Source organism: Chloroflexus sp. MS-CIW-1 (assembly GCF_030444705.1).
Taxonomy (GTDB): Bacteria; Chloroflexota; Chloroflexia; order Chloroflexales; family Chloroflexaceae; genus Chloroflexus.
Window position 1 is genome coordinate 363,563 of the sequence record NZ_JAUBWR010000002.1, and the last position, 23,042, is coordinate 386,604.

Genomic DNA, 23,042 nt, shown 5'->3' on the forward strand with positions numbered 1-23,042 from the left:
CAATCAATCTCAGCCTTTGTGCAACAAGATTATCATCGAACTTTACAGGAACTCTACACCTTATACCACACTACTTCATCGTCTCTGAGAAGAGATGAACAGCAAGCTACTGTCGGTGGATACATGCCCAGGCTCTCAACATCAGGGGCGGAGCCGGGAGAGCAGGGCCGTCAACCGGTCATAATCATCTTTCAACAGACGGGCCAGCTCGCGCCCCACACGTATCAGATAGGTTGGGCCATCACGTCGCGCCATCGCGATAGTTCGTACCGCTGCCGTAAGCAACTCATCGGTTGGCAACCCAGACGCCAGCAAGAGGGTGCGCAGAAAATCCAGGTGTTCACCAAATGCAACCAATTCTTCGTCGCTACAGGCATAGACCGAATAATGTACCGGCGGTGGTTGTGGAGGCAACCGCTGCATCAAGCGACCATTGTGCCGATAACCAACCGTCAACGCAGCAAATTCCGTCTGGAGCACCTCACCAAGATCGGGATGCGCACGATAAATCTCGTCATCGTAGAGCAGCCGCCCAGTGTACGTTCGACCACGCACCACTGCCCGTCCACCTGGTTCACGGCTGCCGGTGTGGATATTGTACACCAGACCGTAGACTACTAACGACTGATCGGTTGTTGTTGCCCGTACCAACGCGCCAAATGGTGGTGATTCGAGCACCTTATACGAAGCAGCGACGAAATGGGTAGTCGAAGATTCGAGCACCTCGCCTATCCGACCGTTCTGCGCTCCTGAGGTCATACGCTACCCTTGCACGAACTGTTTACTCTCACGTTTTGCCGAGAAACCAGGAGATAATTCGGCCTGACGCAATGCACCAGTAACCATTTGTTCAAAGACACGCCGTTCCGGACTCCGAATCACCGCCTGTTCGTGCGCCCGTTGCAATGCCACCGGATAGCCCTGCCCACGTGCCGCCTGATCATACACTAGTGCGTGAACGTGGTCAACCAACTGCGGGTTCGTCGCTACCCACGCCGGCATCTCGACCCGTGCCAGTTCACGGCCAATACGGAGAAAGAAAAAGTGAATCTGGTGATGTTCATACCCTTCAATGCTGATCCGACTGAACGAGCGAAATAGAGGGCCACGCTGACCTTCTTGTAAACGTGGTGCGAAGAGATCGGCATCAATCAGATTTTGACAGATCATACACGATGGGATTTTACCACGCTTGGCATCGCTACATTGCATACAATTCGCACCACGCTGGCCATCAACATTCACATCAGGACAGAGCATGAGCCGCACTAATCCCATCACTTCCGGCGAACGAGTCCGACTAATGTATGAAGCAACCGGGATTCCGTACTGCTGCATCTGCTCCAGATAGGCCAGGTATTGGCGCAAATAGTGATCACGGATCGGCGGTTCGGCATTTGCCAGTGCCCAACGGATCAGGGTACCATCTTGCAATGCCAGCCGGGGAATAGTAAGCCGAGCAAGGTATTGTCCGGCTAAACGACCCAGGGCAACCCCTTCCTCGATGTCACGCCGTACACTTAGCAAAGCCCCCTCAATCGGGATGCGCTGTGTCTCATTGGCAATGTACAGATCCGCTTCCGTGAAATAGAGCTGGGGTGACGATTCGAGGTACGCTTCCGGCTGATCACCATACCGGATGTAGACTTGACCGATGTTGATCAGATAGCAATTGACCTCACCGTGTCGATCAACATCAATATGCGAGCCATCGGTCGCGACAACTGCATAGTCGGTAGGTATATCACCAAGATCGCGAACAGTATTTAGCGGTTCAATCGGCTCGGCCAACAGCCAGTGCGCAGAATCTTTACTTAACTCAACAGCTTTTGCCCAATATTGCTCACGACCGGTTTCATCCAGATAACGTTGGCGAAGCTGCGCAAGCTGCTCATCGCGTTGACGAACGGTAAGCGCCACTTGCTGGCTCATGGTGCGAATCTGTTCACTCAATGCAGCGAGATTCAGGCTCATATTCACCCCTTCGCTCATCCGTTCGTGTCGTTGAGTATAGACGATCTCATACGGTTCGTCAATCTGCTCGTACATACGGTGCCTGTGCTGCACTGTGCGCCTGGTCCTCTTCACCTTCTCCCCAGCCTCTTTCCACTCCCACGGCGGGCGAGAAAGGAGTATCTCGCCCAACCGAAAACCGGAAACTTTGAAAGCCCTATCAATGGTATGATAAGCCAATACACGCAAGAGGCGGATTAGTCCGCTTTAGAACAGCACACGGCGGAAGTTTCAGCTATGCAGATTCAGTCATATCAGGCAGCACTCGATTACATCTACAGCTTTATCGATCCTACCCGCCAGGGATCACCCGATCCGGCTATTGCAGCTCGTGCCCTGGCGCGGATCACGGCATTGCTGGCCGATGCCGGTAATCCCCACCAACATCTGGCCGCCGTCGTCGTAGCCGGTACAAAGGGGAAAGGTAGCACCTGCGCCTTGATCGAAGCAATGGCTCGCGCTGCTGGCTTGCGGGTTGGTCTATGGACTTCACCCCATCTCAGTTCATACCGCGAACGAATCCAGATTGACCGCGAGCCAATCTCTCAGGCAACGCTGATCGATCTGGTCAATGAAGTTCGACCGGTTGTAGAGGCGTTTGATGCCACTACGTATGGACGGCCCAGCACCTTCGACGTTGGCTTTGTGATCGCGATGCGCCATTTTGCGGCAGCACGGGTTGATCTGGCAGTGGTTGAAGTGGGGTTAGGTGGTCGTTACGACGCTGCTGCCACCATTACCCCACTTGTATCGGTCATCTCGTCAATTAGCTTCGACCATGTGGCTATTCTGGGACCAACTCTGCACGATATTGCGTTCAACAAGGCCGGTATTATGCGCAGAGGAGTACCGGCAATCACCGTACCACAACACCCTGATGCAGCCGCAGTGTTTGCTGCTGAAGCACAGACGGTGAATGCGCCGCTCTGGTTGGCTGCCGAGCATGCTGTTGAACCCTGGATCGCGACTGGTCAACCACTGGCTTACCCCGCAGCACCCCAACCTGGTCGTTTACGAGGCTCGTTCCAACGCGAGAATGCGCGGCTGGCGATGGGCACTGCGCTGCTGCTACGGCAGCAGGGGCTGGCGATTGATGATCAGGCAATACGGCGCGGCCTGGCTGAAGCCTGGTGGCCTGGGCGCTTCGAGTTGATCGCAGGGCCACCACGGATTCTCATCGATGGCGCGCACAACGGCGATTCGGCGCAGAAGTTGTGGCAGGCTATCACCGAAGAGCTACCACATCGCCACCTGATCCTGGTGCTCGGTACTTCCCGCGACAAAGACATTACCGCCATCGCGGCTGCATTGGTCCCCCATGCATCACACGTGATCATTACGCGATCAAGTCATCCTAAAGCAATGGACCTTGACCGCATTGCTGCTGAGGTGGCGCCGTTTTCCTCGGCACCGATCCAGATTGTTCCAGTTGTGGCTGAGGCATTGGCCAAAGCCCAGGAGCTGGCAACAGCAGATGATCTGATTTGCGTTACCGGTTCACTGTTCGTCGCAGGCGCGGCCCGCGAGACGTTGGGTTTAGCGGTAGCTGATTAACCGGCAAAACAACGTCGTATTCGGAGATAGGCTCATCGTTGTCAGCCTATGATGAAGCGCTGGTATACGAACGCAAACCAACGCGCCAAAAGGCGCGAGCAGCTAGCAAGAGCAGACCGGCCATCATCGGCGCTAATAGCAGATACAATGGATCGAGCAACCCAATGAGTACAGCAGCCGGAAACGTGGTCAGAAAGGCGATGGGAATGATAAAGGTCAACACTAGACGAATCCACCAGTTGTAAGCCGTCACCGGGAAACGACCGGTTTCATAGATGATGGTAAGGAGTTCGGCGATATTTTCAACCTGTACTAACCAGAATGCACTTGTCACCAGCAGCATCCAGATCGCATATGCCATGACGACACCGCAGATGAGCAAAAAGAGAAAGGAGATCATCTGGAGTGGTGTTGGCCAGAACTGGCCCATCCAAATACCGTAGCCGATCAGGCCAAACCCGACCAGAATATCAGGAAATACAAACAGATTGATCTGGCGTAACGAAGCCATGAACTGGCTGTCAACCGGCTTGACCAGTACAAAATCGAGCGTTCCTTTCTGGATGTGCTCAACAATTCTGGTAATGTTTGGCCGCATGATACCGTCAAGCAACCCTTCAAAGATGCGGAACAAACCCACAACTAACAGTGCCTGCGGGAAGGTCCAACCACCGAGGGTACCGGTAAATTGAAAGAAGACCAGGATTCCAAGCACACCCCAGAGGAGCCAGACAATGCTCTGAACGAGCGCAGTCACGAAGTTGACCCGATACTCAAGGGCAATCTGCAAACTATTGTGAACAAAAAGAGCAAGCAGACGAAGATAACGGAGCATAAGGGAACTCCTGCCATCCTGATAGAAAGAGAGTGATGAAGCAGGTACCATTGAAGAGGGATGTTCAGACACGCAGCTAGCGCTCACAAATTTCGCTCACGAAACTAGGCGGGGCAGGTGTTGCGAACCCGCCCCTGCCACCGATGCCCCCATTCTATTACTGCTGACAACCGAGTTACACTCGCTCAAAGCGAGCAAATTGCGGTGCCAGTGCCGGAGGTAATCGCCCAACAATATGAGCGCCCTCACTCCCAAACTCCTCAACCTCAATCACCCCGCGCTGCCGCCAGAGTGCAACCAGATCGTTCCGCTGATATGGAATATATGCATCGACCCGCACCATATGCCGGGCCAGCGTTTCCACGATTCGTTCACCTAACGTCTGCAATCCCCATCCTCGTGCCGCCGAAACTGCGACAATATCTTTAGGCAACCCCATTTCGGCCGCGATCTGACCGACATCCTCAGCGGTTGCCCCTTCGAGCAGGTCAATCTTATTGAGGACGGTCAGAGTCGGCTTATCGGCAACACCTAACTCGCGCAGCGTTTGCTCGACCGTTTGCGCGTGCTCTTGTGCATTACGATGGGTAACATCGACGACATGCAGCAGTACATCAGCTTCCTCAATCTCTTCCAGGGTTGCCCGAAACGCAGCGATAAGCTGTGGTGGCAATTTCTGAATAAAACCGACTGTATCGGTCATAAGTGCGATGATGTTACCGGGCAACAGTACCTGCCGTGTCGTCGGATCAAGGGTTGCAAACAGCTTATCTTCGGCAAGCACGTCAGCGCCGGTCATCGCATTGAGCAACGTGCTCTTACCGGCATTGGTATAACCGACAAGCGCGATCACCGGCATACCAGCCTGCCGTCGGCGCTGACGGTACAGCTCGCGGTGTCGGTGAACGTCGGCCAGTTGTTCTTTCAGCCATGCAATGCGGCGCTCGATCAACCGACGGTCAATTTCAAGCTGCGTCTCACCAGGTCCACGCAAGCCTACCACGCCACCGGCAGCCGTCCCACCCGTACCGGCCTGTCGTTCGAGGTGTGTCCATTGACGGCGCAAACGAGGCAGCAGGTACTGGTACTGCGCCAGTTCAACCTGGAGCCTTCCCTCGTGAGTACGTGCGTGGCGCGCAAAAATGTCGAGGATCAGACCTGTCCGATCAATGACCTGAGTCTGTAGCTCCTCTTCGAGATTGCGCGTCTGCGCTGGACTCAGTTCCTCATCGAACACAATAAGGTCGGCTTGCGTTTGCTCACACAATGCCGCGACCTCTTTCACCTTACCGGGGCCAATAAAGAACTTTGGTTGTGGCTCTGACAGGCGCTGAAAGATGCGACCTACCACCTCAAGATCTGCCGTTTTGGCGAGCAATGCTAGCTCGTCAAGCGAGTCTTCGACCGGCCATGGGCTGCGTAGGCTGGCAATCTCTGCGCCTACCAGCAGCGCACGTCGGCGTGGTACTGCCGTAGGATACAGACGTTTTCCGTCGTGAGTTCGCAAGTTGTTAATAGATGTCTCCTTCGACTGAATATGCAATCGTTTCATCATTAATTGGATTATAGCACTGTTCGTTTGCCACCTTCAAGACCTGAGATGATACCTGAAAGACAACCAGATCGATGGCTTCATGTCTATTATACTGCACCGTGCAACAGGTGTCCTGGCCTACAAATGGATAATTCACGGTTTTTCAACGTTCTTCTTTGTCAATCTGGAAGTAAAAATCCCGTGATGAGAAGCAGAAAAAGATCGATTGGGGCACGGCGGCGCAGTACCCGTATATCCCGGTTGTACCGTGAGACGGTGATGCGGATAGGTGCTCAACGATCACAATGTGTCTAGTCGCTGCAAAAGCTCCTGCGCCTGGCGGACAATTTCCTGACGTTCTGTGGGTGTTATGCGTTGCAAACCCAGCACTGCTGGCCCCAGTCGTGGATTAGCCCGCAGTGTCGTTTCGTGTACGATAAGAAAATGCCAGTAGAGTGTGTTGAATGGGCAGGCACGTGGCCCAACCCGTGCTTTTCGGTCGTAAAAACATCCACGACAGTAATCGCTCATTTTGTCGATATAAGCTGCACTGGCAAGGTACGGCTTCGTTGCAGTCCGTCCACCGTCGGCATGTAAGCCCATCCCGATCACATTGGGGGTTACCACCCATTCGTAAGCATCGACATAGCTCTCGAGAAACCAGTCGTTCACCGCACGCGGTTGGATGCCTGCCAGAAGCGCAAAATTGCACAAGATCATTAACCGCTCAATATGGTGACAGTAGCCATTTCGTAAGACCCGACGAATAACGCAGCTCATGCAACGCATGCGCGTCTCACCAGTCCAGTACCACGTTGGTAACGGACGCTCGGCCTGCCAGGCATTGGCCGCCAACAATGCCGGCATCAATTCCCAATAGCGGTAGTAGATATATTCACGCCAGCCAATAATCTGGCGCACAAAACCCTCGACCGAAGATAGCGGGGCCAGACCCCTGTGATAAGCGTTCACCGCCGCAGATGCTGTTTCCAAGGGATCGAGCAACCCAATGTTCAGCACAGGCGAGAGCTGCGAGTGAAACAAGATGTCGTGGTCGGCACTCATGGCATCCTCGAAGGGGCCAAAGTCTGCCAGTCGATGCGCGATAAAATCTCCGAGCGCAGCCAATGCCTGTGCCCGTGTCACCGGTAGATCAAAGGTGTCTGCTGAACCGATTGCATCAGGGCAACGATGAGCCAGATCAGCGATAACCTGTCGAGTGATTTCATCGGCGGGAAAACGCAATGGAGAGGGGACCGGGCGACCATCGTAACGACGCCGATTCTCACGATCAAGATTCCAGACGCCACCGGTTGGCTCACCGTCTGGCTCAATCAGTAAACCAGTTTGCCGACGCATTGCCCGATAAAATGGCTCCATAAATGCCGGTGAGCGTGATGGTGGATAGCGTTCAACCAGGAAGAGCGTATTGGGGAGGATCGTCACGGCAATACCCAATTCGGCAGCCAGATTCTGCTGAAATTGACGGGTGTTGTATTCGGCTGCCGCCATACAAACCAAATGGCGTACACCGAATTGGGCAACGTGATCGCGCAGACCTTGCAAAAAATCTGCTGCTGAACGTATATCAACCTCATAACCAGCCGCACGCAGCTCGGCGGCGAAATGACGCATCGCGCTGACGATTAACACCAGCTTTCGCCGATGGTAGCGACGCTGATTGAGACGGGCCAATGATTCGATCAAAACAACCCGTCGCCCTGGGATGAGACCGGGATGGCGGGTACTAAGCTGATCACCAAGAATCCAGACCGACTCTTGGGGATAACTTGTATCAGTAACAGGCATACAGCTATTCTCGAAGACTATGCTACAGACAGGAATGAGCAAAAGAAACTTATCGTGCGTTGTGAGCCTATCTGAGCCACTTCCATCGTATGGGCACGGCAGTGCCGTGCTCTTTTACACGCTCCTGATTGATAGAATTGAAAGACGACGAAACTTTCGCGTCACAGCCACCAGCGCAAAGCAGTTCTTGCTTTCCTGTTGAAGCAATTTTGCTACCGAAGAGCAACGGGCCGGAAAACACATCGTCTCCTAACGCGCACGTTACTGACGGAAGAGGCGATCAAGGGCTGCATTCCAGGCTTTCATCCGTTCTGGATCACCGCCAACATCAGGATGGTGGAGGCGGGCCATTGCCTTGCGGATCGCATTTACTTCGTCTTCACTGATCTGACCAGCCAGTGAACTGATATCAATCACCGCCTTGGAACGCTGTTCTTCGTGGAGTGAGGCTTCGAGGCGTTGGGCGCGAGCACGCCACATATCCCGTTCGTGACAAAGAATCGTATTTTCGCGCATTGTCTCGGTAAGAGTTTCAACCATTTTGGCATGGGCACGCTGAGCTTCCTGCGCAGCCGCCAGAGCTTTTTCCAACTGGCGACGCAACGACCGGATCAGAGCGTGGGCGTCATTCAGTTCACGACGCAACAACTCTAGCTCACGTTGGGCACAGGTATTACTGGTTGGCGTTAACTCATCCGAGGTTAACACACAAAACTCCTCACACCGTTAATCACTGTACTCAGTATAATGCAAATCCAACTAACAGTCGATAGTAGTTCTATTATAGCGCATAAAAAGCGGTATGGGTCACCGGGCATTACCCGATGACCCGTACTGATGTGGCAACGGCCACTTTCTGGTGGCCGTAGGGGGATTATGGGGAGCAACAGTGAGGATTGGGAGGATACACGTCGGGCGATGTCTGTTGCTCCATCGCTCGACCTGTGAAAAGTATAGCAAGCTTAGTCACAATCGTCTATCCGCCTTAAGACCGATTCTGAGTCAGTATAGCATCAATGGCAGCCACCACCGAAAGCCATGCCGTACTAGAGGGAGTCGTTAGCTCAAAGTGTCCACAAGCAGGGAGAATAGCAAGGTGCGCCGGATCACCGACCTGGCAGGCTGTGGCGACAAAATCAGCTACGTATGCTGCCGGTACGATAGGGTCTTCGTGACCGACCAGATGGCGATGCGGTACACCGAGTGGCAAGAGCGCACGGGGTGAGGCCTCTTGATAACGTGCTTCGTCGTTGCCAACAAGTTCGGCACAGGCAGAACCACAGGCCGTTTTGGTTACACCCTGAACCAGATCGGCTACGGCAGCCAGGGCCACCACACCGTGAATTGGCAACGGGTTCGGTGTATAGATCTGACTGGTGGTAGGGAGCCTGGAGCGAGCGGCCAGCCAGAGGGCTAACTGCCCACCTGCCGAATGCCCGACTACAATGACACGGTTCAGATCGAGCATATAGGGCTGCGCCAGATCGCGCAACCGATCTACACCGGCAGCAACGTCCAGAAACGTATGCGGCCAACCGCCACCGTTACCGAGCCGACGATACTCAAGACTCCACACGGTGTACCCACGTGCCCGTAGATCAACACAACACGCGCTCAGCGGGGTGAGATCATAAGCAGCCTGCCAGCAACCGCCATGGATCATCACTACCACTGGCGTCGGTTGTGTGGCCTGAGCAAGGTAGAGATCACCAAACTGCCAGACTTGATCACCGTAGGGAATACGCTCGTCAGGATCTATCACTGGTTGAGCCAGATAATCATTTACCGTCAGCATGACGTTTCAGCTTCGGCCCAGGCCAGATAATCGGCCAGTGGGCCATTGAAATAGACATGCACCACCTGGTTAAAGGTAATCCGACTTACGGCGTCCCATACTTCTTCTGGATCGGTACTATACGCGACCAGCATCGCCCGCTCTGGACGCTCTTCATCTTCACCGGGAGGGATGACCAGCGCCAGCCACTGCCCTGGGTACCGTTGTTCAATCAGCGCGACCGGTTCTACCCGACCACGTTCAACCATACCGGTATAGGGGCACCCACAACCACAATCTGGCCCGCAACTGCTATGGTCACCCGTCCCACAACTCGGTGTGGTGCCACCATGCGTAGCACTGGTAAGCTGAATCACCACCGGCATAAGCGTCATTTCCTCTCTGAACACCTAGCCCAACCCCGCTGATCACGGGCCAATCCGTTCCATTCCGCCCATATACGGGCGCAACACTTCAGGAATGAGAATACTCCCGTCTTCCTGCTGATAATTCTCCATAATCGCAATAATGGTGCGGGGTAAGCCTAAACCTGAGCCGTTCAAGGTATGGAGAAACTCTGGCTTCGCTCCGGGTTCTGGGCGATAGCGAAGATTCGCGCGGCGGGCCTGAAATGCTTCAACGTTCGAGCACGAACTGACCTCCAGCCATTCGCCAACCCCCGGCGCCCACACTTCAATATCGTAGGTTTTTGCCGAACCAAAACCGAGATCACCCGTACAGAGCAGCTTGGTGCGGAACGGCAAGCCTAAGCGTCGGGCACACTCTTCGGCATCGCGACGCAGCTTCTCGAGCGCCTGATAGCTCTGATCAGGTGTCACAAACATATACATTTCAACTTTATCAAACTGATGTCCACGTTTAATGCCACGCACATCACGTCCGGCACTGAGCTGTTCTTTGCGAAAACAGGGTGTATACGCGACGTGATAGATCGGCAACTGACTCGCTTCGAGAATCTCATCGGCGTACAGGCTGGTAAGTGGCACTTCAGCCGTTGGAACCAACCACAGGCCCGACTCTTCATCGCGATAGAGATTATCACGAAACTTTGGCAACTGACCAGAGGCCCACAACACCGACTCCTTGACCACAAAGGGCGTATAGACCTCTTGATAGCCCTGCTCCAGGTGGAGATCGATCAACCACTGAATGACGGCACGCTGGAGACGGGCACCAGCCCCTCGCATGACGTAGAATCGTGAACCGGCCAGCTTCACGCCTCGCTCAAAGTCGAGAATACCTAACGCTTCCCCTAGCTCCCAATGTGGACGAGCGGGAAATGGTAATTGACGCGCTTCACCCTCTTGATACACCACCACATTATCGCGTTCATCCACGCCATCGGGCACGTCAGGATGAGGCAAATTACGAATTTCAAGCATGATCGTGCGTTGCCGCTCTTCCAATTCGGCCAATTGGTGATCGAGCGCCGCAATCTCATCACCCAACCGCCGCATTGCCTCGATCTTTGCTTGCCGCTCGACCGGATCTTTCATCGCGCCAATCTGCTTCGAGACCGTATTCCGTTCAGCTTTACGAGTTTCAACCTCGTAAATGAAACGTCGGCGCTGCTCATCAAGTGCCAATACCTGATCGATGATGGCTCCATCGACCCCACAACGAGCCAATCGGCGCTTCACTTCATCGGGTTGCTCACGAATTAGTTTGATGTCAAGCATAGGCTTAGCTAGGGTTCAATATGCCGTGCGACGATGGCACGGACGATCGTATAAGCTGCATTATACCACGGTGCATCAGACAGCACCGATCCGGCTGTACCGCCAATCTACCGGTTGACCATTGGCGTAAGGCATCACACCGTGAAACGGACGAGGGTCATTATCAAAGACGAGCGGCAAAAACAGCCGATCACCAGGCCAGAGGGGTAAATCCATTACGCGCTGGAGCGGCACCCATTCGAGTGTACCTTCCTCATTTCGGGGCGGAGGTTCTCCGGCAAAACTGGTGATCAAAAAGATAAAAGCGAACCAATCTTCACCATTTTTGCCAAAACCCGGCCAACTGATCGTCCCACGCAATGTCATTTCGAGCGCCGTAATACCCGCCTCTTCATACAACTCACGTTGAATACCGGCTACGACCTCTTCATTCCGTTCGAGTTTACCACCTAATCCATTATATTTCCCTAGGTGTTGATCGCCAGCGCGCGCATTACGATGTACCATCAACACTGATTGTCGATCAGAAGACAAAACGTAACCAAGTGTAGCCAGAATTGGTGTGTAAGGCATAGAAACCTCATTATTTACCATGACGTAAATAAACCATGCTCACCACGACGTACCTCAGCAATACGGCGTACACTCCCGGCCTCAACCCCCACTGGCAACTGATCGGGATGAAAGAAACGTGCATCACAAATCTCAAGATCACCAACTGGTGGTAGTGCTGAGCCATCGGCCACCGCCGTAAACACAATAATATAATCGCTCAGGCCATGCGCCAGGTAGTGAAACACCCCATGCAAACCTGTAATTGTCACCGGGCAACCACTCTCCTCCAACACTTCACGACGGGCCGCATCAGCCGGCGCCTCTCCTCTATCAATTGCGCCGCCAGGTAACCCCCATGGAGCTGCCCCACCCCGATGATGCACCAATAGAAACTCATCGCCACGGCGCACTACAACCCGAACACCAATAGCGCGGGGCCGAAGCACACGCCAGGCGACAAAGCGCAACATGATAAAACAGCGATAGATCAGGGTCAGCCCCAATTCTCGCATGAGTGTGTTCCCTCTTATCACATCAGTGCCCTCGTTCCATACCGGAAGAGGGCACTAACCATTGGACATTATCGTTGCATTCTCGCGACTCAGACGATTTCACCAGAAGAGAAAATCTGAAGAGCGTTCTACCGGTAATCATCTCGGCTGGTGGTCTCTGTAGGGCGTTTTTACCGTAGACGCACCCTGATACAACGTATGATAGCACGCTTGAAACAACTGGGCAAACCAGCACGTCAATATCAAACAGTAACCAGAGTTTTTCAGCGACCGCATAATAACGGTTGTTAAACCAGCCGCACTAGAGTCACCGATGAACGCAGCGTAACGCCAGGCCCCGTACCGGACAGAGAATATCGAAACAGGAAGCTCTCGATTCTGCGCTCGTTTCGCTTTCCCTCCCCGTGCTCCGCTCTTCTGTTTTCTCCAGCATGTGTTACGATACGTTGTGATCTCGTAGTATTGCTTGTGGAGAAACAGGTGGTCATGACTGATATTACTGCACAAAAAGCCGCTTTGCGTGCTGCGATGATCGTGCAGAGGGACAACGTATCTGACCGTGAGTGGCGTAGTGCCCGCATTTGTGAACTGGTACAAGCGTTACCCTTGTTTATCACCGCCAGAGCAATTCACTGTTATATCCCAATACGTTCAGAAGTTGACACCCGACCGCTCATTGCAGCTGCGCTGGCAGCCGGGAAGGCAGTGGCGGTACCAGTAGTTGGATCGCAGCAGCAGCTTTCACATAGCTGGATCAAGAGCCTGGCGTGCGACGAATGGGAGCCGGGGCGATTCGGCACACTCCAACCGCGATCAATGATACCAGCCCAGCCTGGCGAGTGGTCATTAACCATCGTTCCCTTAGTAGCGTTTGATCGCGAACTGTATCGGCTTGGCTATGGTGGTGGATACTACGACAGGTTATTAGCAACCGCACCGACCATCGCTATCGGTGTCGCCTTCACCGTGCAGGAAGTTGCGAGGCTGCCGCGTGAATCACACGACCGCCAGCTTGATCTGGTTGTGTGCGAAGATGGTCTACGCCAGCGGCGCTGATGTTGCCGGTAGCGAATTCTTATCTGGCGGCAACCTCTACTCTGCGGTATGATGAAAGAAGTACAGAGCAAGGTTTCGGTTTCTGAGATAGCCGGTTCTTTAACCTGTTTTCTACTGCCAGGACGTGGGTTCTACCTCTGCACAGGTGTCTGAAAATACGACCCCCTGAACTTTTTTCTCTACCGGAATAGCGATGTGGAGAGAATGGAGGGATGCTTCAGACACATCTGGCAGGGTTTGTCTGACTGTTGAATAGGTAAGGAGTTTTGATCGATGCGTGCCTGCGATTTGCCGATGATTATTCAAGGTGGCATGGGCGCCGCCGTTTCCGATTGGCGCCTGGCACGGGCGGTTGCAGCCTGTGGGCAGCTTGGCGTTATTTCTGGTACCGGTATCGACACGATTCTGATCCGTCGCTTGCAAGATGGCGATCCAGATGGCGCTATGCGGCGAGCGATGGCACATTTTCCGCTACCTGGCGTAGCCGAGCGTGTGCTGACCACTTATTTCCGTCCGGCAGGTCGGGCACCTGACGAACCCTACGAACTCTTGCCGATGTATAACCTAAAGGTGAGCAAAGAGCGGCAACAAATTGCCATGTTGGCCGCGTTTGTCGAGGTCTGGTTGGCAAAGGAGGGGCACAACCGTCCTATCGGTATGAATTTATTGACAAAGATACAACTTCCTAATCTGGCATTGCTGTACGGAGCGATGCTGGCTGGAGTTGATGTGATTATTATGGGAGCCGGGATCCCACGGGAAATTCCAGCCGCTCTTGATGCTCTGGCTGCCCATCGACCTGCGCAACTGACTGCTGAGATAGAGGGCGATGAAGGCTCACCACCAACCTACATCACCTTCGATCCGCTTGCCCACTGGGAGAGTGCGCCGCCGTCTTTGCATCGACCACTCTTTTTGCCGATTGTCGCAAGCGTGACTCTGGCCACGATGTTTGCCCGTAAGATTGCCGGGGTTGATGGGCTAGTTATTGAGGGGCCGACTGCCGGTGGCCACAATGCCCCGCCACGTGGTGAATTACGGCTTAACGAACGGGGCGAACCGGTGTACGGGCCGCGAGATATGGTCGATCCGACGAAGATTGCCGCACTCGGTTTACCCTTCTGGCTGGCCGGTGGTACTGCTTCTCCCGAAGGACTGGCAACTGCACGTGCAGCAGGTGCGATGGGGATTCAGGTTGGTACGCTCTTCGCCTTCTGCAACGAGTCGGGGTTGGCCGATCCGCTACGTCGTTCAGTGCTTGAAGCTCTGGCACGCGGTGCTGTTGATGTCTTTACCGACCCGCGCGCATCGCCAACCGGCTATCCGTTTAAGGTGGTGCGCTGGGATACCGATCCGGCTCAGGGAGTCCCACGGCAGCGCATTTGCGATCTGGGCTATTTGCGTACAATGTATCGAACTCCCAAAGGAACGATTGGCTATCGGTGTGCCAGCGAACCGATTGCAACATTTGTGAAAAAGGGCGGTGATATTGCTGAAACCGAAGGGCGGCGTTGCTTGTGCAATGCGCTGATGTCAAACATTGGCGTTGGTCAGGCCCGTACCGACATTGGGGTCGAACCGCCACTACTCACGAGTGGTGACGATTTGCTGCGCCTCCCCACAATTTTCGATGTGAAGCAAGGCTATACGGCAGCCGATGTGATTGCCTATCTTCTTGGTCAACGACCAGCCCTGTCTTCAACACCATTGCTGACACAACCGGTCGAGTCGCTCGCCGGATAGAAACTTACTTTGTCCAGGACAAGCCGCCATCTGCTTTGATGGCAAAGTCAGTTGAGAGTTGCCGAGGTGTTCCTAGTGCGAGCGCCTCGGCAGTTATTTTAACCTCGGCAATGAAGAGGTCAAAACCCTTTCCACCAGAAGGCACCGCAAGGAACGCCAGCGTATTTCCATCAGGGGCAAAGACCGGTGCACGAGCAGTACCAATATCGGTCAATCGTACTGCTGCACCCCCACCAACCGGTAGCGCATACAGATCGCTCCCACCGTTTACACCAACGGCAAAAATCAACCAGTTCCCGTCAGGACTGATCGTCGGATCATAAGCTGGGGTTGGTGCTCCGGCTAACGGTGTGGCCTGGCCGTTTACGATCCGAACCAGTTGTTGCTGGCCATCCCTACCGAGCGGTGTGCGTACTGCGATCAGGTCGCCGGTGGGGAGAACGATGCTCCGCCCTAGATGCGCATTAGAATCGCTGAAAACTATTTGACGTTGACCGGTCATGTCGTAGCGGAACAAGGCAAGGGGCGCATCAACCGGTGGATCACCAACCGGGGCTACCGCCTGTACCGCTGCCAGAATGCCGTTCCCATCAGGTAGCCACGTCGGATAAAATGCCCAGACTGCACGGTACACCCGATCAAGACTTCCCACCGGCACGGCTGGATCGTGATGGGTCAGTTGCGTCAAGACAGTTCCCGTTTGATCGGCGATCAGCAGATCGCTGGCGCCATCACGAACGATCACGTAGGCAATCTGTTCACCGGAAGGGCTAAATGCTGGTTGTGTCGCCGGTGGACTGAGCAAGCGGCGCGCAGTGCGTTCCTCCCATAGCCAGATGCCATCATCGCGGCAGAAGAGAATCCGACCGGAAACGGTATCACCCTGGAGGGATGCAGGTGGAGTCGGAGTGCGTGAAACCGATGTTGTGGCACAGGCTGAGATCAGCCCGATCAGGAAGTAGAGAAAGATGATAGATAGCCGTCGTTTCATAGCGCTATGCGTTGGTTCATCAATGATCGAGCCGTCGGCGCAACCAGAGCAGCAACCGCTGCGGCCAGCGGCGCGCAACCGGTGGCGGTTGCTGGATCAGGTCATCTGGTAAATCAGGTGGAAGCAGTGCCCGTAATGCGGAAGGGACCACCGTGAAACGTAGCGGCGTGGTACCGATCGGGTCACCGTCGACCTGTACCGGTAGCGGTGGGCGAGTAACAACTTCAATCGTATGCGCACGGTAGTAAGCAATATCGGGGTTGAGACTAAAACGGCGACGCAAGATTGCGATCAGATGCCCGATAGCGTTGATACCGTTATCACCTTTGATCACGCACACATCGAGGAGACCATCATCAATACTTGCCCGATGAGTAATTTTCACCAGACCACCGTACAACTGGGAATTGCCGATCACAATCATCAACACGCGGGCCTTGATCTGGCGTCCATCGAGCCAGATTCGAGCACGGGTACCACGAATCCGCATCACCTCTTCAATACCGCGTACGACGTATGCTAACGCTCCTAGTCGTCTTTTCTCATCGGGACGAATATTAGCGGTGATGGCAGCATCAAAACCGATTCCGGCCATCAAAAGAAAGTAGCGATCACCGGCACGCCCCAAATCAATCGGTCGTGGCGACCAGGTACACAGTGTCTGGGCAGCGGCTCGCGGTTGGAGTGGTAGCCCCAGTTCACGTGCCCAGACATTCATTGTACCGAGTGGGAGAGTCGCTAGCGCCGTCTGGCTACCTGCCAGGCCATTGACCACCTCGTTGATCGTACCATCACCGCCAGCAGCAACAACCAGGTCATATCCTTCAGTGGCTGCCTGGCGTGCCAGGCGGCACCCATCACCCGGGCCGCTAGTCGGTTGTAATTCAACTGTCCAACCCTTTTGACGCCAGACCTGGGCGGCAGCCTCAAGTTCAGCTTCTAACTGTTCAGCGTGACCGGCTGTCGGGTTGAAAACGATTAACGTGCGCATGCAACATTAACTCTCTCTTTTAGAAAACTACGGTCAGTATAACAGAATCTTGTTGAGACGCTATTGTTCAGCGTCACGCATGGTACAATAGGCGAGTGGAACACCAGAGCAGGAGGTTGCCAATGACGCAGTCGCAGTCAACACTCCCCCCGTTGATAGCGGTTGAATGGGTGCAGACAACCATTTGTCGTCTGCAAGATACCGACCGTGATCGGGAAGAACGCGAATGTCCTGTGTGTCAGACGGAGATGCAGCGTTGGGCCGGATTCTATCGCTGTCAGCACTGTGGTTTCAAAGAGAGCTGTTGCTTTTAGATTGACGTGTTGCCGTCTTTCTATTACCATAACAGCTATGCACGAAGCCTTCAACGAGTGGGCAAACGCATGAACCAGGATGTAGCGCAATTTCTTGCTTATATAGCCGATGAACGAAAGATGTCGGCTAACACAGTTGCCGCCTATCGTACCGATCTCGATCAACTCTGCGCATTTCTGCACGAACGTGGGGTCGCAGGCTGGTCTGAGGTTGACGAAGAGGTCATGATGGCCTTCGTGATCAACCTCAAAGAGAAACGGTACGCCAGTTCAACGATGGCGCGTCGTTTGGCGGCGATCAAGTCGTTCTTTGCATTTTTACAAGAACGCAGTGTTATCAGTCGCGATCCCACTGCCCAACTTGATGCACCACGGGTTGACCGGTTTCCTCCGCGGGCGATCTCACAGCATCAGGTTGACGAGCTGCTGGAATTACCACTGCAAAACAGTACACCCGAAGGCATCCGCGATAAGGCGATGCTGGAAGTGCTGTATGCCACCGGTATGCGGGTGAGCGAACTGGTTGCTCTAAATATTGATGACGTGGTGTTTGAAGCCAAAACGGTACGCTGTTTAGGGCGCCAGGGTCGAGAACGGACTGTGCCACTGAGTGATGCAGCTATCACTGCCCTGGAAGAATATCTCGATATAGCGCGGCCGCAACTTGCACGTCAAGATAATCATGACGAGGTGGCACTGTTTCTAAACCACCGTGGAAAACGGCTCACGCGGCAGGGGTTCTGGCTGATTTTAAAGACGTATGCTGAACAGGTGGGGTTGCATGAGCTGACGCCGCATATGTTGCGTCACTCTTTTGCGGCCCACCAGCTACGAAATGGCGTTGATCTGCGTGAACTGCAAGAGCGGCTAGGTCATGCCTCACTTGCCACGACCCAGATGTATACCCATCTGACCGAACATACGGCACAATCGGGCATTACCAGTAATGGGAGGTCACGTTCGTCTTAGTTTGTCTCACGGTTGCGAGTGATCATTAGATTGTGCTATACTCGCAACATATCGGCGATGATCCGGAGGAGTACGCCGCGAGGGGCGTCCAGCGAACCAGGGGTGGTGCGAGCCTGGTGGCTCTGAATGGCGGAACGGCGCCGGGGAGCCGTACTAACCTTGAGGTGAGCGACTACGGTCGCTAACCGGGGTGGAACCGCGCGTCAGGTTTTGATGCGTCCCCGGGCGCTTTGTCGCCCGGTTTTTTTATTGGGTGAAAGGAGGGTATTTGTGCCAGCTACATCACTTGATCAGATTGTGGCGCTGGCGAAGCGTCGCGGTTTTATCTTTCCCAGTAGCGAAATCTATGGCGGTCTTCAGGGGGTGTATGATTACGGCCCACTAGGCGTAGAACTGAAGAATAATATCATCGCCGACTGGTGGCGCACAAACGTGTATGAGCGAGATGATATGGAGGGTCTTGATGCAGCGATCCTGATGAATCGACTGGTCTGGAAGTACTCCGGTCACGAAGAGACCTTCAACGATCCGCTGGTTGATTGCCGCACCTGCAAGATGCGCTGGCGTGCCGACCACATTCATGGCGTGTGTCCGAATTGTGGTTCGCGTGATCTCACCGAGCCGCGCCCGTTTAATATGATGTTCCGTACCCAGATCGGGCCGGTAGCCGATAGCGGTTCATTTGCCTACTTACGACCGGAAACAGCGCAGGGCATCTTTGTGAATTTTGCTAATGTCTTGACGACAACGGCCCGAAAATTACCGTTCGGGATCGCTCAGGTCGGAAAGGCATTTCGTAACGAGATCAATCCGCGCAATTTTCTCTTCCGTGTCCGCGAATTTGAGCAGATGGAGATCGAATATTTCGTGATGCCCGGTACTGATGAAGAGTGGCATCAGCGCTGGCTCGCCGATCGGTTGGCCTGGTGGGAGCAGATTGGTATTCCGCGCAGTCGGATCACCATCTACGATGTGCCGGCGACTGAACTGGCCCATTACTCAAAACGTACCTTCGATTTGATGTACGAGTATCCCAATATCGGGGTGCAAGAGATTGAAGGCATCGCCAACCGAACGGATTACGATCTCGGCTCGCATAGCAAAGATCAAGAACAACTGAACCTGACGGCTCGGGTGAATCACAATGAAGATAGTATTGCGCGTCTGACCTACTATGATCAGGCCAGTGGCCGCCATATTGTACCCTACGTGATTGAGCCATCGGCTGGCGTTGGTCGGTGCATGCTCGCAGTGATGTGTGAAGGGTATGCCGAAGAGCTGACCAAAACGCCATCGCTAGAACGATTGACCGCAGTTAGTGAAGCACTTCAGGCGTTTCTCAAGTCGGTCGGACGCAGCGAGAAGTTGAGCGGTGAAGCCCGTGATGCTATTTTGGCCCGCGGTGAAGCGCTTAGTCAGGCGCTGGCCGAACGGTTGCCAGAAGTCGAACAATTACTGGCGATGCCTGGCGCCGATCAAATAGAGCTGGGCAAGAAGTTGCGCGGGCAGGCTCAGCCCCTGATTGATGAACATTATCGTACCGTATTGCGGCTCAAACCACGACTGGCCCCGATTAAGGTCGCAGTCTTTCCGTTGAAACGTAATCACGAACAGATCGTTGCTACTGCTAAAGCCGTGCGTCGGCAGTTGCAGGCAGGTGGTCAGATGCGAACTGTTTACGACGATACAGGAGCGATCGGGAAGCTCTACCGCCGCCAGGACGAGATCGGTACGCCGTTCTGCATCACGGTCGATTTCGATACCATTGGTCAGGGGAAAGACCCGGCATTGGCCGGTACGGTGACGGTGCGTGATCGCGATACGATGGCTCAAGAACGGGTACCAATTGCTGAGTTAGAGGCATACCTGCGCGAGAAGGTAATGGCGTAAGGTACAAGGAGTCCTTATCTCAACACTGGCTGTCGATCTGTCACGAACGTGATCCTGACGAGCGGGCGGGTTCCGGCCCGCCCGCTCAATGTACTTCGACCTGCCAATGTCGAACAGTGCTTTGACCACGATGATCGCTAACACGCACGGCCAGCAGATGATTGCCAGTTGTGGGCGTCCAGGTGTAGCTGAAACGACGCCAGGCTCGTGGCCCTAAGTCGTTGTCAAGGGTAGCCGATTGCCACGGCCCTGCATCGACCGCTAGCGCGACCTGCGCGATCCCGTTGGCTGCCGACCAGGCTACACCACAGAGAGTAGTCGGTGTATTGGCACGCAACGTTGACAGGTTGAAAAAGCGACAATCAATGGTCAATTCGCCATCGAGGGAAGTTTCCGTTGGGAGACGCTCACCTGAGAGTAGCGTAATTTGGGATACCCATTTCAGCCAGTAAGTCGCCTTCCAACCCGGTACTACCAATCGTACCGGCCCACCATGGACGGCAGGCAAGGGATGGTCATTGACAGCGTAGGCCAGCATGACATCCCACCAGAGTTTACTGAGTGGTAGATACCGAACTACCGGTTTGGGACCGTAACTCCAGCATGCGGCAATTCTGGCCTGCGGCTTTACTCCCGCCGTTTCGAGCAAGAGCGCCAGTGGTGTCCCCATCCACTCGACGTTAGCAATCATTGCGTATTCGTTAGAATGGTTTTGTTGCCCGATAAGGGCTGCAAAGAAGCTGCTGGTTGGCTCGTGAAGCAAATCGCGCATGTTGATCGTCAGTGGATACCGCACCAGTCCATCAATACTCAATTCCCAATCTTCATCGGTGATAGACGGGACTGGCTGATTGTTACGTACAAACCATCGCTCGACAGGCGTCACTGCTTCGTCGAGAATTGATAGCGGTGGTTCGAGATGCTGTGGATTGTCGCTCACTACTCGCAGACGATGATCTTTGGTTAGTGTCGGCAGGTTACGCAGCGAAAGTGTTTCAAGTGACATACCATATTCCATGACAATCAAGATTGCTCTGACGGTAAGTAGTATAGGATGTCTGGCTTGATAAATAATGACAGTTGCCGACAGGCAGACTACAAAACGTTCAGATAGACACTGATCTACGGTGAAGCAACGAGATGGTTTTTGTCGTTAGCCAGGTGTAACTATTGTCATTTCGGCATGGGGATTTGATACGCCGATGAACGTTATTCACGTATACATAGCAGTCTGCCACTGTGTGCTGGGATCGCGGGCCGCTAGTCGGCGCCGTGTGGTATGGCCGGGCACCGTCATTTGGCGTATCAGCACGCCACCATCTCCAAGCCCCCGCTTGTAGGGGGTTGGGGATAAACCCGCACCTACCGCTTTCAAGCCACTAATAGTATCACTTGGAGATCAACCCCAACACTTGCGTTTCCAGTGAAGCCACCGGCTACCACTTCAGCCAGTGCGCGCTCGATTGGCATCGTCCAGCGTGGGCTAAAATGCACCAGTACGAGCTGTTGCACACCAGCCGCCGCCGCCACTGCGCCGGCCTGCCGTGGCGTACTGTGACCAGGAGAAGGTTCTGGGGTCGTTGCTTCATGGATCAAAACACGTGCACCTGTCGCCAAGCGGATGACCTCCTGGCACGGTTCGGTATCCGCTGAGTAGCACACCGCAGGAACCGCCGGTGCAGATAAACGAACGGCAATGCAAGGCCGACTATGGCTAGTTTGCGCAGTCGCTATCTCTAGTCCCTCACCGAGCTGCAAACGCTCACCAGCGGCTAACGGCTGCCAAACGACCGGTGTTGCCCACTCTTCCAAACCGGCGGCTGCCAGAAAGCTATTCGCCAGCTCAAGCGTTTCCGGTAATCCGTAGATTGGCAGTGGCTCGGTACGACCACCCAGCCGCAAGCTGAAGAGTAATGCTGGCAGACCATTGATGTGGTCACAGTGACTATGAGTAAGGATAATCCCGCGCAACAGCTGCGGATCGATCCCGCCAGCCAGCAAACGGCGGTAGCTATCACCACCAACGTCGATCAGCAACGGCCCACCCGGCCCATCCCACGCTAGATGGGTATAGGTTCGGTCAGGGTCGGGCAAGCCGGTACCTGTTCCGAGCAGTAGAACTCGTGCGGTCATAATGCTACTCTTCCTGATCAATTGGCACTAGGCGCTTACGTAAGGCATAAATGGCGACTTGGGTGCGGTCGGCCAGATGTAACTTCGATAGAATATTACTGATGTGGGTCTTGACGGTCTTTTCAGAGACGATCAACGTTTCGGCAATCTCTTTGTTTGACATACCCTTTGCTACCAGGCGTAAGACATCCATCTCGCGGGGTGTGAGCTGTTCGACCGGCGCTTCGTTTGGACGCGGTGTATTAAACTCTTGCATTAATTTGGCGGCAACGTCAGGATGCAAGACTGCTTCGCCGCGACACGCAGCGCGAATCGCGTGAGCTAACTCTTCGGGTGAGATGTCTTTCAGCAGGTAGGAAATGGCGCCAGCCTTGATCGCCGGAAACACCTTGTCATCGTCGGCAAAGCTGGTCAATACGATCACCTGCGAAGATGGGCTAACCGCTTTCAAGCGCCGGGTTGTCTCAACCCCATCAATACCGGGCATCACCAGGTCCATCAGGACTACATCAGGCAACAGCTCTCGTGCCAGTTCAATCCCCTCTGCACCACTACCGGCTTCACCCACGATCTCGATGTCGGCCTGTAATTCAAGAAAGTCACGTAATCCCTGGCGGACCACACGGTGGTCATCAATCAGGAGGACGGTTATCTTCTCCATGCGCTCAC

Annotated in this window: 22 protein-coding genes; 6 read left to right on the top strand and 16 right to left on the bottom strand. The window is 54.3% G+C overall.

Annotated features, from left to right (window positions below; genetic code table 11):
• Positions 1-141: 141 nt before the first annotated feature.
• Together QTO31_RS14465 and QTO31_RS14470 are read right to left on the bottom strand one after the other, a co-directional pair.
• A complete protein-coding gene (locus QTO31_RS14465; protein WP_301429773.1) occupies positions 142-759 on the bottom strand; it encodes an HAS-barrel domain-containing protein in 618 nt (205 codons plus the stop codon).
• 3 nt (positions 760-762) lie between these two features.
• Complete coding sequence (locus QTO31_RS14470; RefSeq protein ID WP_301429775.1) at positions 763-2,049, bottom strand: DNA double-strand break repair nuclease NurA; 1,287 nt, start codon at positions 2,047-2,049, stop codon at positions 763-765.
• A 201-nt stretch (positions 2,050-2,250) separates the two neighbouring features.
• Here QTO31_RS14470 and QTO31_RS14475 point away from each other — a divergent pair, with 201 nt between their 5' ends.
• Positions 2,251-3,567: a bifunctional folylpolyglutamate synthase/dihydrofolate synthase gene (locus QTO31_RS14475; protein WP_301429777.1), complete on the top strand. Its 1,317-nt coding sequence runs from the start codon at positions 2,251-2,253 to the stop codon at positions 3,565-3,567.
• A 46-nt stretch (positions 3,568-3,613) separates the two neighbouring features.
• Here the strand turns inward: QTO31_RS14475 and QTO31_RS14480 are convergent, their stop codons facing one another.
• From QTO31_RS14480 to QTO31_RS14520, 9 genes are all read right to left on the bottom strand, one after another.
• Positions 3,614-4,402, bottom strand: a complete 789-nt coding sequence (locus QTO31_RS14480) for an ABC transporter permease (RefSeq protein ID WP_301429779.1) — start codon at positions 4,400-4,402, stop codon at positions 3,614-3,616.
• A 175-nt stretch (positions 4,403-4,577) separates the two neighbouring features.
• Complete coding sequence (gene hflX / locus QTO31_RS14485) at positions 4,578-5,957, bottom strand: GTPase HflX (protein WP_301429781.1); 1,380 nt, start codon at positions 5,955-5,957, stop codon at positions 4,578-4,580.
• Between the two features lie 279 nt (positions 5,958-6,236).
• A complete protein-coding gene (locus QTO31_RS14490) occupies positions 6,237-7,745 on the bottom strand; it encodes a cryptochrome/photolyase family protein (protein WP_301429782.1) in 1,509 nt (502 codons plus the stop codon).
• Positions 7,746-8,006: 261 nt separating this feature from the next.
• A complete protein-coding gene (locus QTO31_RS14495; RefSeq protein ID WP_031458835.1) occupies positions 8,007-8,453 on the bottom strand; it encodes a hypothetical protein in 447 nt (148 codons plus the stop codon).
• 277 nt (positions 8,454-8,730) lie between these two features.
• The gene (locus QTO31_RS14500) at positions 8,731-9,540 is read right to left on the bottom strand and encodes an alpha/beta hydrolase family protein (RefSeq protein WP_301429784.1); all 810 of its coding nucleotides are present in this window, start codon (positions 9,538-9,540) and stop codon (positions 8,731-8,733) included.
• Positions 9,534-9,905 (bottom strand): hypothetical protein, encoded by a 372-nt coding sequence (locus tag QTO31_RS14505; protein WP_031458833.1) that lies wholly within the window; start codon positions 9,903-9,905, stop codon positions 9,534-9,536. The genes QTO31_RS14500 and QTO31_RS14505 overlap by 7 nt, the downstream gene beginning before the upstream one ends.
• A 42-nt stretch (positions 9,906-9,947) precedes the next feature.
• Complete coding sequence (serS, locus tag QTO31_RS14510; protein ID WP_031458832.1) at positions 9,948-11,219, bottom strand: serine--tRNA ligase; 1,272 nt, start codon at positions 11,217-11,219, stop codon at positions 9,948-9,950.
• Positions 11,220-11,294: 75 nt separating this feature from the next.
• Positions 11,295-11,792, bottom strand: a complete 498-nt coding sequence (locus QTO31_RS14515; protein ID WP_031458831.1) for an NUDIX hydrolase — start codon at positions 11,790-11,792, stop codon at positions 11,295-11,297.
• A 14-nt stretch (positions 11,793-11,806) separates the two neighbouring features.
• Positions 11,807-12,286 carry an NUDIX hydrolase gene (locus QTO31_RS14520; protein ID WP_301429785.1) on the bottom strand — a complete coding sequence of 160 codons (480 nt, stop codon included), beginning with the start codon at positions 12,284-12,286 and terminating at the stop codon, positions 11,807-11,809.
• A gap of 486 nt (positions 12,287-12,772) precedes the next feature.
• Between QTO31_RS14520 and QTO31_RS14525 the strand changes: the two genes are divergently transcribed.
• Both QTO31_RS14525 and QTO31_RS14530 read left to right on the top strand, forming a co-directional pair.
• Complete coding sequence (locus tag QTO31_RS14525) at positions 12,773-13,342, top strand: 5-formyltetrahydrofolate cyclo-ligase (RefSeq protein WP_301429786.1); 570 nt, start codon at positions 12,773-12,775, stop codon at positions 13,340-13,342.
• 273 nt (positions 13,343-13,615) lie between these two features.
• Positions 13,616-15,085 (top strand): nitronate monooxygenase, encoded by a 1,470-nt coding sequence (locus QTO31_RS14530; RefSeq protein ID WP_301429788.1) that lies wholly within the window; start codon positions 13,616-13,618, stop codon positions 15,083-15,085.
• Positions 15,086-15,089: 4 nt separating this feature from the next.
• On the opposite strand, the gene QTO31_RS14535 is transcribed toward QTO31_RS14530, so the two are convergent.
• Positions 15,090-16,076: a TolB family protein gene (locus tag QTO31_RS14535; protein ID WP_301429789.1), complete on the bottom strand. Its 987-nt coding sequence runs from the start codon at positions 16,074-16,076 to the stop codon at positions 15,090-15,092.
• Between the two features lie 19 nt (positions 16,077-16,095).
• Positions 16,096-17,067, bottom strand: coding sequence for a diacylglycerol/lipid kinase family protein (locus QTO31_RS14540; RefSeq protein WP_301429790.1), 972 nt, complete (start codon positions 17,065-17,067; stop codon positions 16,096-16,098).
• A gap of 122 nt (positions 17,068-17,189) precedes the next feature.
• On the opposite strand from QTO31_RS14540, the gene QTO31_RS14545 reads away from it, so the two are divergent.
• From QTO31_RS14545 to QTO31_RS14555, 3 genes are all read left to right on the top strand, one after another.
• Complete coding sequence (locus tag QTO31_RS14545) at positions 17,190-17,381, top strand: hypothetical protein (RefSeq protein WP_035419065.1); 192 nt, start codon at positions 17,190-17,192, stop codon at positions 17,379-17,381.
• Positions 17,382-17,450: 69 nt separating this feature from the next.
• Positions 17,451-18,350, top strand: coding sequence for a tyrosine recombinase (locus tag QTO31_RS14550; RefSeq protein ID WP_301429792.1), 900 nt, complete (start codon positions 17,451-17,453; stop codon positions 18,348-18,350).
• A 270-nt stretch (positions 18,351-18,620) separates the two neighbouring features.
• Positions 18,621-20,240, top strand: coding sequence for a glycine--tRNA ligase (locus QTO31_RS14555; RefSeq protein ID WP_301429794.1), 1,620 nt, complete (start codon positions 18,621-18,623; stop codon positions 20,238-20,240).
• Between the two features lie 85 nt (positions 20,241-20,325).
• On the opposite strand, the gene QTO31_RS14560 is transcribed toward QTO31_RS14555, so the two are convergent.
• The 3 genes from QTO31_RS14560 to QTO31_RS14570 form a co-directional block, all read right to left on the bottom strand.
• The gene (locus QTO31_RS14560; protein WP_301429796.1) at positions 20,326-21,246 is read right to left on the bottom strand and encodes a molybdopterin-dependent oxidoreductase; all 921 of its coding nucleotides are present in this window, start codon (positions 21,244-21,246) and stop codon (positions 20,326-20,328) included.
• A gap of 365 nt (positions 21,247-21,611) precedes the next feature.
• Complete coding sequence (locus QTO31_RS14565; RefSeq protein ID WP_301429798.1) at positions 21,612-22,373, bottom strand: MBL fold metallo-hydrolase; 762 nt, start codon at positions 22,371-22,373, stop codon at positions 21,612-21,614.
• A 4-nt stretch (positions 22,374-22,377) separates the two neighbouring features.
• Positions 22,378-23,034, bottom strand: a complete 657-nt coding sequence (locus QTO31_RS14570; protein ID WP_031458821.1) for a response regulator — start codon at positions 23,032-23,034, stop codon at positions 22,378-22,380.
• Positions 23,035-23,042: the final 8 nt, after the last annotated feature.

What these genes read in the sequence shown, in the direction of transcription:
- QTO31_RS14525 (WP_301429786.1), top strand. Translation starts at nt 12,773, where the DNA reads ATGACTGATATTACTGCACAAAAAGCCGCTTTGCGTGCTGCGATGATC.
- QTO31_RS14515 (WP_031458831.1), bottom strand. Translation starts at nt 11,792, where the DNA reads ATGCCTTACACACCAATTCTGGCTACACTTGGTTACGTTTTGTCTTCT.
- QTO31_RS14565 (WP_301429798.1), bottom strand. Translation starts at nt 22,373, where the DNA reads ATGACCGCACGAGTTCTACTGCTCGGAACAGGTACCGGCTTGCCCGAC.
- QTO31_RS14470 (WP_301429775.1), bottom strand. Translation starts at nt 2,049, where the DNA reads ATGTACGAGCAGATTGACGAACCGTATGAGATCGTCTATACTCAACGA.
- QTO31_RS14505 (WP_031458833.1), bottom strand. Translation starts at nt 9,905, where the DNA reads ATGCCGGTGGTGATTCAGCTTACCAGTGCTACGCATGGTGGCACCACA.
- QTO31_RS14570 (WP_031458821.1), bottom strand. Translation starts at nt 23,034, where the DNA reads ATGGAGAAGATAACCGTCCTCCTGATTGATGACCACCGTGTGGTCCGC.
- QTO31_RS14500 (WP_301429784.1), bottom strand. Translation starts at nt 9,540, where the DNA reads ATGCTGACGGTAAATGATTATCTGGCTCAACCAGTGATAGATCCTGAC.
- QTO31_RS14490 (WP_301429782.1), bottom strand. Translation starts at nt 7,745, where the DNA reads ATGCCTGTTACTGATACAAGTTATCCCCAAGAGTCGGTCTGGATTCTT.
- QTO31_RS14520 (WP_301429785.1), bottom strand. Translation starts at nt 12,286, where the DNA reads ATGCGAGAATTGGGGCTGACCCTGATCTATCGCTGTTTTATCATGTTG.
- QTO31_RS14535 (WP_301429789.1), bottom strand. Translation starts at nt 16,076, where the DNA reads ATGAAACGACGGCTATCTATCATCTTTCTCTACTTCCTGATCGGGCTG.
- QTO31_RS14480 (WP_301429779.1), bottom strand. Translation starts at nt 4,402, where the DNA reads ATGCTCCGTTATCTTCGTCTGCTTGCTCTTTTTGTTCACAATAGTTTG.
- QTO31_RS14530 (WP_301429788.1), top strand. Translation starts at nt 13,616, where the DNA reads ATGCGTGCCTGCGATTTGCCGATGATTATTCAAGGTGGCATGGGCGCC.
- QTO31_RS14540 (WP_301429790.1), bottom strand. Translation starts at nt 17,067, where the DNA reads ATGCGCACGTTAATCGTTTTCAACCCGACAGCCGGTCACGCTGAACAG.
- hflX (WP_301429781.1), bottom strand. Translation starts at nt 5,957, where the DNA reads ATGATGAAACGATTGCATATTCAGTCGAAGGAGACATCTATTAACAAC.
- QTO31_RS14465 (WP_301429773.1), bottom strand. Translation starts at nt 759, where the DNA reads ATGACCTCAGGAGCGCAGAACGGTCGGATAGGCGAGGTGCTCGAATCT.
- QTO31_RS14560 (WP_301429796.1), bottom strand. Translation starts at nt 21,246, where the DNA reads ATGTCACTTGAAACACTTTCGCTGCGTAACCTGCCGACACTAACCAAA.
- QTO31_RS14545 (WP_035419065.1), top strand. Translation starts at nt 17,190, where the DNA reads ATGACGCAGTCGCAGTCAACACTCCCCCCGTTGATAGCGGTTGAATGG.
- serS (WP_031458832.1), bottom strand. Translation starts at nt 11,219, where the DNA reads ATGCTTGACATCAAACTAATTCGTGAGCAACCCGATGAAGTGAAGCGC.
- QTO31_RS14475 (WP_301429777.1), top strand. Translation starts at nt 2,251, where the DNA reads ATGCAGATTCAGTCATATCAGGCAGCACTCGATTACATCTACAGCTTT.
- QTO31_RS14550 (WP_301429792.1), top strand. Translation starts at nt 17,451, where the DNA reads ATGAACCAGGATGTAGCGCAATTTCTTGCTTATATAGCCGATGAACGA.